This window comes from Streptomyces sp. NPDC059371, from assembly GCF_042751995.1.
Lineage (GTDB): Bacteria > Actinomycetota > Actinomycetes > Streptomycetales > Streptomycetaceae > Streptomyces.
In genome coordinates this window covers 229,718-240,438 of the sequence record NZ_JBHYXD010000001.1, presented here as the reverse complement: position 1 = coordinate 240,438, position 10,721 = coordinate 229,718, and the positions used below count along the sequence as shown (strand labels likewise).

Below are 10,721 nucleotides of genomic sequence, written 5' to 3'. Positions count from 1 at the left end.
CCGCCCCCCGCGCCCCCGGACGCGCGCCCCCCCCCGCCCCCCGCCCCGCGGACCCCGGCCCCGGGGGGCGCCCCCCCCGCGGGGGGGGCGGCCCCCCCCCCCCCCCCCCCTCGCCGGTTCACTTCGCCGCCGGACCGAACTCCTTGCGGGTGTCGACCGGCTCGCCGAACAGCTGCCACCGCTCTCCCTTGAACCGCATCAGCTGCATCGCCTCCAGCGGGAAGGCGTCACCACGGCCGGTGGACATGGTGACCCCGGGCAGCAGCATGCCCACCTTCACGTCCTTCAGGCTGCGCACCGCGTCCCGCAGTCCTTCCCTGGTCGGGCACTTCATCGCGTCCAGGGCCTGGTGCAGGCTGGAGGCGACGGCCCAGCCGTAAGCGTTGAACTGGTTGGCCGGGTCGGCGTCGGGTGCGTACTTGTGCAGCGCGTCCTTGTACGCCTTCATCTCCGGGTCGGCGGCCCACTGCGGGTCGGCGGGGTCCTTGAAGTAGGTGGCCGAGACCACGCCTTGGACGTTCTTGAACCCGACCGGCTTGAGCACGGCGGCCGACGAGGCCACGTTGTTCACGATGTGCAGTGGGTTCCACTTGGTGTTCTTGGCGTCGGCGGCGAGGGCCTGGCTGCCGAACTTGGGGGTGGTGACATCCAGCAGCACGTCCGCCTTGGAGCGTGCGAGGCTCGCCATCTGTGCCGACACGGAGGGGTCCGTGACCTCGTAGCTCTCCTCGGCGACCACCTTGACGCCGCTGCCGGCGACGGCCTTCTTGAACCCGCCGAGCAGGTCCTTGCCGAAGTCGTCGTTCTGGTAGAGGACCGCGACCTTGGCCTTGGGCCTCGCGTCCTTGAGGTACTTGGCGTACACGCGTGCCTCGGCCACGTAGTTGGGCTGCCAGCCGATGGTCCAGGGGTGCTGGTCGCCCGTGCCCCAGGCGGAGGCGCCCGTCGCGACGAAGGGCTGCGGCACCTTCTGCTTGTTGAGGTAGTCCCACACGGCTGCCGTGGACGGGGTGCCCAGGGTCTGGAACACCGCAAAGACCTTTTCCTGCTCGACGAGTCTGCGGGCCTCCTCTACCGCCTTGGGCGGCTGGTAGCCGTCGTCGCGGACGACGAACTCGACCTTGCGGCCGTCTATGCCGCCCTTGTCGTTGACGTGACTGAAGTAGGCGGCCACGCCCTTGCTGATCGTGCCGTACGCGGAGGCAGGCCCCGACAGCGGGTAGATCCCACCCAGCTTGATGGTCTTGTCGGTGATGCCGGTGGTCTGCTGGCCCTTGCACGCGCCACCGGCGGTGGTGTCCTGGGCGTCCTGACCTCGCTGGCTGCTGCAGGCGGTCGCGGTGAGCAGTGCGGCGGTCGCGGCCGCGGCCGCCCGCAGAGCGGTCGTCTTGCGCATGTGGTTCATTCCTTTTCCGTGCGGGGCGGTGCGCCCACGGGTTCGGCGTCGACAACTGCGGGGTCCGCAGGTGTGTGGGTCTCGGAGGGTCCGGACAGGGCCTGGGACTCCGGCTCCGCATCGGGCGCGGATTCGGCCTCTGGCCTCCGGTCGAGGGCAGCGGTGGTACGAGGCGGGCGACGGGCGACTGCGCCCAGGACACGGCCCGGCAGACCTGCCAGTCCCGTCGGGGCCACGAACATCACCGTGATGATCAGCAGGCCGAACACCACTCCCGGCGCCGCCTCGCTGACGTCCTGGGACACGCTCGGCACGTACATCACGAACGCCGCCCCCAGCAGGGGTCCGTACAGCGAGCCGAGACCCCCGACCACCAGGCCGGCCAGCAGGGTGATGGACAGAACGAAGCTGAAGGAGTCGGGCGAGACGAAGCCGATCACCCAGGTGTACAGACACCCGGCGACACCCGCGAACATCGCGCTCCACGCGAAGGCGAGGGTCTTGTGCAGCGCCAGCCGCACGCCCATGACCTCGGCGGCGCTCTCGTTGTCCCGCACGGCCAGCAGTGCCCGGCCGACCCGGGACCGCAGCAGGTTGCGGGCGAGCAGCAGGGCCACCGCTGTGACGGCGAGGACGACGAAGTACATCCACTGGTCCTCGGCCAGCCCGCTCCACGCCGGCGGCTGCAGCTTGTTCACGGTCAGCCCCATGGAGCCGCCCGTCACCGGTTCGAGCCGCTTGAGCAGGGGCGGCAGGAACACCGCGAACGAGAGGGTGACCAGGGCCAGGTACAGCCCGCGCAGTCGCAGCGCGGGCACGCCGAACCCGAGGCCCAGCAGGAAGCATCCGGCGGCCGCGGCCGGCAGCGTGGCCAGGTGGCCGGTGTCGTACCGGTCGAGCATGACCGCCGCCGTGTAGGCGCCCGCCGCGAAGAACGCGCCGTGTCCGAGCGAGATCTGCCCGCCGAAGCCGGTCAGCAGGTTCAGGCCGGACAGCGCCACGGCATACACGAGCACCATGGTCAGCTGGAAGACCTGGAAGGGAGCAAAGTAGAACGGTGCGCCGACGGCGACCGCCGCCGCGACGAGGACGGTGAGCGTGGGCCGCAGCCACCGGACCCGGTCGGTGCCGAGTGACGCTGTAATGGTGCTCATGCGCGCTCCACCGCCGCCCGTCCGAAGAGGCCCTGTGGCCGCACCAGCAGCACCGCCAGAATGATCACCAAGGGGACGCCCACCTTCAGATCGGCGCCGATCACGTCCACGTACGCCCCGGTCAGGGTCTCGGCGACACCCACGAACAGGCCGCCGACGACCGCGCCGACCGGGCTGTCGAAGCCTCCGAGGGTGGCCGCCGCGAACGCGTAGATCAGCACCCCGCCCATCATGTTGGGCTCCAGGAACAGCACCGGGGCGACGAGCACGCCCGACACCGCGCCGACCGTCGCGGCCAGGCCCCAGCCGAGCATCAGCACCCAACCCACCCGAATGCCCGACAGCCGGGCGGAGGCCGGATTGCAGGCGACCGCCCGCATCACCAGGCCGATGGAGGTGTGCTGGAACAGCAGATACAGCAGGCCCATCACGACGGCCACCACACCGATGATCCCGAGCGTCGACCAGTCCATACGCACACCGGACAGGTCGAGTCCGCCGTCGGGGAAGGGCTGCGGGAAGTCCTTCACGGTGAACGACCAGATCAGACCGGCCAGCGCGTTGACGAAGATGAACAGACCGACCGTGACGATGACCACCGTCAGCTCGGGCGCGCCCTGTACGGGGCGGATGACGATCCGCTCGAGCAGCATGCCGCCGGCGAAGGACACCGCGAGGGTGGCCGGCAGTGCCAGCCAGTACGGCATCCCGGACGCCACCAGCTGCCAGGCGACGTACGTCGAGAGCATGGCCAGCTCGCCCTGCGCGAAGTTGACGATCCCCGTGAACCGGTGGATCAGTACCAGGGCCAGCGCCAGGCTGGCGTACACGGCGCCGGAGCCCAGTCCTTCCACCACTTGCTGGAGCAGATCGGTCACGGCGCTCACCCGGCCTTCCGGGAGAGGACGGAGACCCCGAGGTACACCTCGGCGACCTGCCCGTCCTCGCGGATCTGTGCGGCCGGTCCGGACAGCACCAGGCGGCCGGCCTCCAGTACGTGGGCCCTGTGCGCGATATCCAGCGCCAGCTGGGCGTTCTGCTCGACGACGACCACGGTGGTGCGTTCCTCCTCGTTGACGGCACGGACGATCTCGAACAGCTCGCGGGTGACCAGCGGCGCGAGTCCCAGGGACGGCTCGTCCAGGAGCAGCAGCGAGGGCCGCAACATCAGCGCCCTGCCGACGGCGAGCATCTGCTGCTCGCCCCCGCTGAGGCTGCCGGCGGCCTGCCGCGACCGCTGGCGCAGCTTGGGGAAGTAGTCGTAGATCCGTTCCAGGTCGGTCACCACGGCCGCGCGCTCGGTGCGGCCCCGCCTCCGTGGGCCGGTGCGCAGATGGGCACCGATGCGCAGGTTCTCCTCGACGGTCAAGTCGTTGAAGGTGCCTCGGCCCTCGGGCACATGCGCCACACCGAGCCTGGCGGCCTGCTCGGGCGAGCGGCCCAGGAGTTCCGTGCCGTTCAGGGTGACCGACCCGCGACCGCGGACCATGCCGCACAGCGCCCGCAGCGTCGTGGTCTTGCCAGCGCCGTTGGGTCCGAGGATCGCGCACACCTCACCGCGGGCGACGGAGAAGTCGAGGCCCTGGAGCACGCGGGCCCGGCCGTATCCGGCGTGCAGGTCGGAGACCTTCAGGAAGTCCGGCTCCGCACCCGCCGCGGACTCGGTGCTGCCGGTGGTGGGCTCGCTCACGCGGCCACCCCCAGGTACGCCTCGACGACCGCCGGGTCGCGCTGGATCTCCTCCGGCGTGCCCTCGGCGATCTTGCGGCCGAAGTCGAGGCAGACCACCTTGTCGCACAGGCCCATCACGAAGGCCATGTGGTGTTCGACCACTACGAGCGTGAGGTCGAACTCCTGGCGCACCGAGCGGACCAGATCCGCGAATTGGTCCACCTCGCCGTGGCTGAGCCCGTTGACGGGTTCGTCGAGCAACAACAGCCGGGGCCGTACCGCGAGCGCCCGGGCGAGTTCGACGCGTTTGAGCGTGCCGAACGGCAGTCCGGAGGCGGGATGGTCGGCGACGTCCGCCAGGCCGAGCCGCCGTAGCAAGTCGTCCGCCTGGTCACGTAGTGCCCTCTCCTCCCGCCGGACGCGGGGCAGCCGGAGCGCCGCGGCAAGGTGTCCGGTGCGCCCCCGGCTGTGGGCGCCGACCATGACGTTCTCCCGGACCGTGAGCTGCGGGAACAGGCCCAGGTTCTGGAAGGTGCGGGCGATGCCGCGCCCGGCCACGGCGTGCGGGGGGAGGGCGAGCAGGTCCTCGTCCTCGAACCGCACCTCTCCCCCGTCGGGAGCGCAGCGCCTGGTGAGGCAGTTGAACAAGGTGGTCTTGCCGGCTCCGTTCGGCCCGATGAGCCCTACGGCGGTGCCCGGCTCGACGGTGAAAGCGACACCGTCCAATGCCGTGATCCCGCCGAAGCGCACGGTGATGTCTTCGACCGCGAGCATGAGTGACGCCCTTTCCGACGTGCTGAGGGGGTGGGCGAGCGTCACAGTAGGTGGGGGCGTCGCGGGCGCACATTGGGTGTGAGCACCCAACTTCTCGGTGGCCGAACTGTGCGCCGCGCACAGGTGCCGGGAGATGTCTCACGTGGAACCTGTTGACGAAGCACGAGGAGGGCGGCGACGATCGGCCCCATGCCGCGCGGTCCCGCACTGGGCAATCCCCGACTCTCCGAACCGCTCCGCCGCGAGCGGCGGCGGATCCTGCACGCCGTCCACGACCGGGTCGAGGAGGTGGCGGAGACCGCCGTCGAGGTGATGCGCACGGAGATCCCGTCGTACGCACTGCAGGACGAACGGTTCTTCGGCGACGTACGGGACCAGGTGCTGGAGCACTACCGGATGCAGTTGGCGGCGCTGGCCGGCGATCGCGACATGGCCCCCGAGGACCTGGTCTTCAGCCGCGCGGCGGCGATGCGCCGAGCACGTGCCGGGTTCGCCCTGGAGGACTGGATCAGTGCCTTCCGGGTCGGCCGGCAGGTGCTGTGGGACGCGCTGCTGGACTGCGCGGGCACGTCCGCCGAGGCCCAGCAGGCCGCGCTGTCCCTCGTCACCCCGCTGATGCGGTACGTCGACTACGCCAGCACCCATGCCGCGCAGGCTTACGTCGAGTACCAGCAGCACGTGGTGGCGGACGCGGACCGGGAGCGCCGCGATCTCCTGGACCAGCTCCTGGCTGGGGTGGCACCCACGCACGGTCCACTGATGGCTGCGGCTCAGGCGTACGGCGTCGGACCGCGCTCACCGATGATGGCGGTCGTGGCGGTGTGCGTCGGCGACACCCGCACCGGCGACCCGACCTCGGCCGAGAACGGGTATGCCGCCAGCGCGTCGATCAGCGTCGCCGGGCCCTGGGCCGGCAGAACGCTGGTCGTCGTGCGGCACGGCGAGGTGGTGGCCGTGCCCGTGGTCCGGGCCGGCATGGCCGCAGAGGACATATGCGCCCACTTCGAGACCGTGCAGCGGCGGCTCGCGCGGGCCGGAACCATGCTCTCCATGGGGATCAGTACGGTCGCCCAGGGCGCATGTGAACTGCCCCGTGCCTACCAGGAGGCGCGGGCCGCCCTCGACCTGGTGCCGAGCGGGGGCGGGGTGGCAGCACTGCCACGGCTGTCCCCGTTCGACTACCTGGCGCTGCGCGCCGACGACCTCGCGCGCCAGCTGGTCGATCCCCGGGTGCGGTCGATGCTGGAGGAGGACCGCAGACGCGGCGACACGCTGGCCGCCACCATACGGACCTTCGCGGAGGCGGACCTCAACCTGCGGCTGGCCGCCGAGCGCTTGCGGGTGCACCACAACACGGCGCACTACCGGTTGCGCCGGATCGAGGAACGCACCGGCCGCAATCCGCGCCGGATCGCCGACCTCCTGGAACTACTGGTCGCCCTCGCCATCCGCGACGGGGCCGAGGAAGGCGGGGAAGGCGAATGAGCGGCATGGTGGAGTCCGACGGGACCGAAGCGGCACGTCAGCTGCCGGGCAGGCAGGGAGACATGGGTCTGCCCGAGGAATACGCCGGGCAGGACGGAAGCCTCCGGCGCACGCTGCTCGACGCCGCGCTGGAGGTGTTCGCCGAGCGCGGTTACACCGACGCCGGTCTCACCGAGATCGCGGCGCGCTGCGGCTTCCCGGTGGGCAGCCTCTTTCAGCACTACGGGGGAAAGCGAGGGCTGTACCTCGCCCTGTGGGAGGAGTTCCGGGAGGAGCAGGAGCGTCGAACCGCGGCCACACTGACCGCCGAGCGCAACCGCGGCGTGGAGGACCCCGTCGCCCTCTTCATGGCGGGAGCCCGGGCCTACCTGGAGGGTGCCTGGGACAACCGGAGGCTCGGCAGACTCCTCGTGGAGGACGACGGCCCCGCGGGCTTCGACGCGCTGCGCCGCCAGTGGGACCGCGCATGGGTACGCCGCAACGCCCGGCTCCTGGAGATCGACGAGCGGAGACGCGCCGGCCGGGTCAGGGTGAGCGTGCTGACCACCGTCATCGGAGGAACGGCGCGCGAGCTGGGCGACTGCGGGGACGAGACGGAAGCCCGCGAGATCGTGGACGAGGTGTGCGGCATCCTGATCCATCTGTCGGCGCAGCCCGGCTGAAACGCCCGGCACCGGGCGGCGGCGATAGGACCGGCCCCAGCCCGACGACGCCTCACTCCCCGGACAACCCGCGCCGAGCGCCGCCATCGACCTCGCCCGCCGCCTCCACGCCGGCGACCTCCTCACCGAGCTGCCTCAGGGCAACAGCGGCCACGGGATTTGAATCTGGCGTCAAGTTCAACAGCTGGCGCACGGCGACGCGCGGAGAAGACCGCCCACCTCCCGCGGAGGGGACGACAAAGGGAGCCGGGAAATGAGAAGCACCCGGCAGTACCGGGTGCGGTGGGCCAGGCTGCCGGGGTCAGCGGTGGCCGGGGAACCGAAGGGCGTTCGCCCAGAGACGGGTGACCGTGGACACGAGCTCCTCGAAGTCCACCGGTGCACCTTCTCCTTGCCGTTCGCCGACCACGAAGGCGTTGTAGGCCAGGACGCTGACCATGCCCGACAGGGCACGGGAGGCCATCATCGGATCGACCCCACGGTCTGCGACATCCCGCGCCTGCAGGTCGGCGATGCCGCGGGCATTGCGGCGGATGAACGCGTCAGCGCGCCGGCTCCGGAACTCGCGGAACTCCGGCTCCACTTGTGCGACCTGCTCGAGGAGGGCCATCAGCTTCGCATTCCGCTTGTACGCCTCGAGATACGCGCGGTTGCTCGCCTCGAGTACCGCATAAGGATCGTCGGTACCCTGCACCCGGCCCATGCCGGGGTGCATCATGTCCTCCTGCGCCTCCAGGAGGACGGCGGCGAGGACCTCCTCCTTGTTGGCGAAGTAGGTGTAAAAGGATCCCGCCGCACATTGAGCTTCTTTGGTGATGTCGGTCAGGCGAGTGTCGAGGTAGCCGTCCCGTTCGAACACCGTCCGCGCGGCCTTCACCAATGCGGCCCGTGTCCGCGCTCCACGCTTCGTCGTAGGCGGCTCGCGAAGGTTCGAGAGGGGCGCCACGGGAGGTGCGTACTCGCCGTCGATCTCCTCGGGCGCGGTGGTGTCCATTCCGGAAACGGTACTTGAATCCGACGCCATAGTCACAGACGTGAGACTGATCCCTGGCGCCGCGCAGCGCAACGGTGTCGACAGTGACAGCCCATGGGGGCACACAGGATCGAAATCGCTGACCGTGGGCGGCGCCTGCCGAGGATGCGAGCAGATGGCCGTGCGGGTCCCACCCCCGCCGAATCGGCGATCAGGCGGTGATCCCGAAGCGTTCGGCGAGCTGGCGGCGAGTGTCGGCAGCGCTGGTGTGCAGTACGCCCCCGATTCCGATCCGTGCCGCTCCGTCGAGATTCTGCTGCAGATCGTCGATCATGACCGCCTCTTCGGGGTCGATGCCCAGGCGTTCACATGCGATCGCGTAGATCCGCCGGGAGGGCTTGCGGATCCCGACCTCCGCGGAGATCACGACCGCATCGGCAACAGCGGAGAGGTCGACGCCGTCGTAGGTTCCGGTACCGAACGAATTGGACACGAGCGCAACGGGACGGCCGGCGGCTCGAAGATCACCGAGCAGCGCGAGCATGTCCTGGTCGATCGACATGCCCGTCTGCATCCGGGCCGTGAGCCCCTCGGCCGGTACGTCTGCGCCGTGGACGCGGAGGCGTTCGGCGAATCCCCGCTCGAAGCCCCCGGCGTCGAGACGGCCGCACTCGTGATCGGCCAGGAGGGTGCGTGATCGCTGGTCCCGGGCGAGGAGAACGAGCGGCAGGCGCGGGTCGCCGCCCAGCGAGGCGCCGAAGGCGGTGAAAGCCCGCAGCACACTGGAGGTGATAACCCCACCGAAGTCCACCAGAACCGCGGTTCGGGGTTTTGCCGCCGACTTCGACACGGTATCCACGTCTCTCCTCACGATCGGCCTGCTGCCGCGCAATCCGACGGCAGCCACGTTCTCCAGCAGGGACGGGGACCTCAGACGACCTCGAACAGTCCGGCTGCACCCATTCCGCCGCCGACACACATCGAGATCACCACATACCGAACACCCCGGCGCTTCCCCTCGACGAGGGCATGCCCCACCAGCCGGGCACCGGTCATTCCGTACGGATGACCGACCGAGATGGCACCGCCATCGACGTTGAACCGCTCCGGATCGATGTGCAGCTCGTCCCGGCAGTACAACGCCTGGGAGGCGAACGCCTCGTTGAGTTCCCACAGACCGATGTCGTCGATGGTGAGGTTGTGCTGCTTCAGCAATTTCGGAATGGCGAACACCGGGCCGATGCCCATCTCGTCCGGCCCGCATCCGGCAACGGTCATACCCCGGTAGACACCGAGCGGTTCCAGTCCGCGGCGTTCGGCCTCCCTCGACTCCATCAGCACCGACGCCGAAGCCCCGTCCGACAACTGCGAGGAGTTGCCCGCCGTCACGCTGGAACGCGCGCTCACCCGACCGTCGGGCAGCACCGGGGCCAACCCGGCCAGGCCTTCGAGCGTCGTCGACGGGCGGTTGCCCTCGTCCCGGGCCAGGGTGAACTCCTCGTCCCGCACCTCCCCGGACTGCTTGTCGAGAACCTTCTTGGTGCTGGTGAGCGCGACGACCTCCCGGTCGAACCGGCCGGCCTCCTGCGCCGCCGCGGTGCGCTGCTGTGACACCAGCGCGAACTCGTCCTGACGTTCCCGGCTCACGCCGTAGCGTTCGGCGACGATCTCCGCAGTCTGCAACATTGGCATGTAGATGCTCGGCCTGTGCTCGACCAGCCAGGGATCCGCCATGCGGTGGGTGTTCATGTGGTCGTTCTGCACCAGGGAGATCGACTCGACACCGCCGCCGACAGCGACCTGCATGCCGTCCGTGACAATCTGCTTGGCGGCCGTCGCCACGGCCATCAGGCCCGACGAGCACTGCCGGTCGATCGTCATCCCCGACACGACGTCCGGAAGTCCGGCACGGAGAGCAGCCTGACGCGCGACATTGAAACCCGAGGCCCCCTGCTGCACGGCGCAGCCGAAGATCACATCCTCGACCTCACCTCCCTCGAGCCCGGCGCGTCGCACCGCGTGTGAAAGGGCATGAGCGGCAAGCTCCTGCGCCTGGGTGTCGTTGAACGCGCCGCGGTAAGCCTTTCCGATCGGCGTCCGTGCCGTCGAAACGATCACTGCTTCCCTCATGTCGCCTCACTGTTTCCTGTTGGTCCGGTTCATCCGGTTCGTCCGTGAGCTTCGGGGCCGGGATTCCGAGCGCCGTGCGCCGGGCTCGAACGCCCGCCGGGGGCGCCGAACGCCAACTGTCGTGCGGAGATGGCTCATCGACCGTCTCCTCGATCGGCCTTTGATGTGAGTCATGGCCACAGCAGCGGCAGGGAGTCGGCCTTCCGATCGTTATAGTTGAATTCGGCGTCATGTTCAACAGCGGCCAGATCTTGACAGCCACCCTCCCCATCTGAGGCTACCGACCAGTCGGTATAAAGAGGTGGATCCGACCCGCCTGAGCCTCTCCCCGAGTACGGGCGTGTTCGACGCGATCGTGGGGGGGGGGGGGCCCCGCCCCCCCCCCGGGGGGCGGGCGGCCGGGGGGGGGGGGGGGCGCGCCGGCGCGGGCCGGTGGGTGCGTGAGGGACACACAGAGACCCGCACCCCCGGAGAGG

The 10,721-nt window shown here is 70.0% G+C and carries 10 protein-coding genes; 2 read left to right on the top strand and 8 right to left on the bottom strand.

Translation table 11 applies throughout. From position 1 onward, the window contains the following. Nucleotides 1–118: 118 nt before the first annotated feature. From ACFXGX_RS01075 to ACFXGX_RS01055, 5 genes are read right to left on the bottom strand one after another with little or no spacing between them, the layout of a single operon-like run. On the bottom strand, nucleotides 119–1,396 hold the full coding sequence (locus tag ACFXGX_RS01075; RefSeq protein WP_384783314.1) for an ABC transporter substrate-binding protein: 1,278 nt from the start codon (nucleotides 1,394–1,396) through the stop codon (nucleotides 119–121). Nucleotides 1,397–1,401: 5 nt separating this feature from the next. Next, complete coding sequence (locus tag ACFXGX_RS01070) at nucleotides 1,402–2,550, bottom strand: branched-chain amino acid ABC transporter permease (protein ID WP_384783312.1); 1,149 nt, start codon at nucleotides 2,548–2,550, stop codon at nucleotides 1,402–1,404. Continuing rightward, nucleotides 2,547–3,437, bottom strand: coding sequence for a branched-chain amino acid ABC transporter permease (locus tag ACFXGX_RS01065; protein ID WP_356750111.1), 891 nt, complete (start codon nucleotides 3,435–3,437; stop codon nucleotides 2,547–2,549). Before ACFXGX_RS01065 ends, ACFXGX_RS01070 begins: the two co-directional genes overlap by 4 nt. Next, a complete protein-coding gene (locus ACFXGX_RS01060) occupies nucleotides 3,434–4,240 on the bottom strand; it encodes an ABC transporter ATP-binding protein (protein ID WP_384783309.1) in 807 nt (268 codons plus the stop codon). The genes ACFXGX_RS01065 and ACFXGX_RS01060 overlap by 4 nt, the downstream gene beginning before the upstream one ends. After that, entirely contained in the window at nucleotides 4,237–4,995 is a 759-nt protein-coding gene (locus ACFXGX_RS01055; RefSeq protein WP_362403222.1) for an ABC transporter ATP-binding protein, read from the bottom strand. The genes ACFXGX_RS01060 and ACFXGX_RS01055 overlap by 4 nt, the downstream gene beginning before the upstream one ends. Before the next feature lie 189 nt (nucleotides 4,996–5,184). Here ACFXGX_RS01055 and ACFXGX_RS01050 point away from each other — a divergent pair, with 189 nt between their 5' ends. Both ACFXGX_RS01050 and ACFXGX_RS01045 read left to right on the top strand, forming a co-directional pair. Next, nucleotides 5,185–6,480: a PucR family transcriptional regulator gene (locus tag ACFXGX_RS01050; RefSeq protein ID WP_384783307.1), complete on the top strand. Its 1,296-nt coding sequence runs from the start codon at nucleotides 5,185–5,187 to the stop codon at nucleotides 6,478–6,480. Next, nucleotides 6,477–7,142 (top strand): TetR/AcrR family transcriptional regulator, encoded by a 666-nt coding sequence (locus ACFXGX_RS01045; protein WP_384783305.1) that lies wholly within the window; start codon nucleotides 6,477–6,479, stop codon nucleotides 7,140–7,142. Before ACFXGX_RS01050 ends, ACFXGX_RS01045 begins: the two co-directional genes overlap by 4 nt. 301 nt (nucleotides 7,143–7,443) lie before the next feature. On the opposite strand, the gene ACFXGX_RS01040 is transcribed toward ACFXGX_RS01045, so the two are convergent. The 3 genes from ACFXGX_RS01040 to ACFXGX_RS01030 all read right to left on the bottom strand — a co-directional run bounded on the left by ACFXGX_RS01040 (nucleotide 7,444) and on the right by ACFXGX_RS01030 (nucleotide 10,245). Further along, complete coding sequence (locus tag ACFXGX_RS01040) at nucleotides 7,444–8,136, bottom strand: TetR/AcrR family transcriptional regulator (RefSeq protein WP_384783303.1); 693 nt, start codon at nucleotides 8,134–8,136, stop codon at nucleotides 7,444–7,446. A gap of 190 nt (nucleotides 8,137–8,326) precedes the next feature. After that, nucleotides 8,327–9,022 carry an HAD family hydrolase gene (locus ACFXGX_RS01035; protein WP_384783301.1) on the bottom strand — a complete coding sequence of 232 codons (696 nt, stop codon included), beginning with the start codon at nucleotides 9,020–9,022 and terminating at the stop codon, nucleotides 8,327–8,329. Between the two features lie 23 nt (nucleotides 9,023–9,045). After that, nucleotides 9,046–10,245: an acetyl-CoA C-acyltransferase gene (locus ACFXGX_RS01030; protein ID WP_384783299.1), complete on the bottom strand. Its 1,200-nt coding sequence runs from the start codon at nucleotides 10,243–10,245 to the stop codon at nucleotides 9,046–9,048. Nucleotides 10,246–10,721 lie beyond the last annotated feature (476 nt).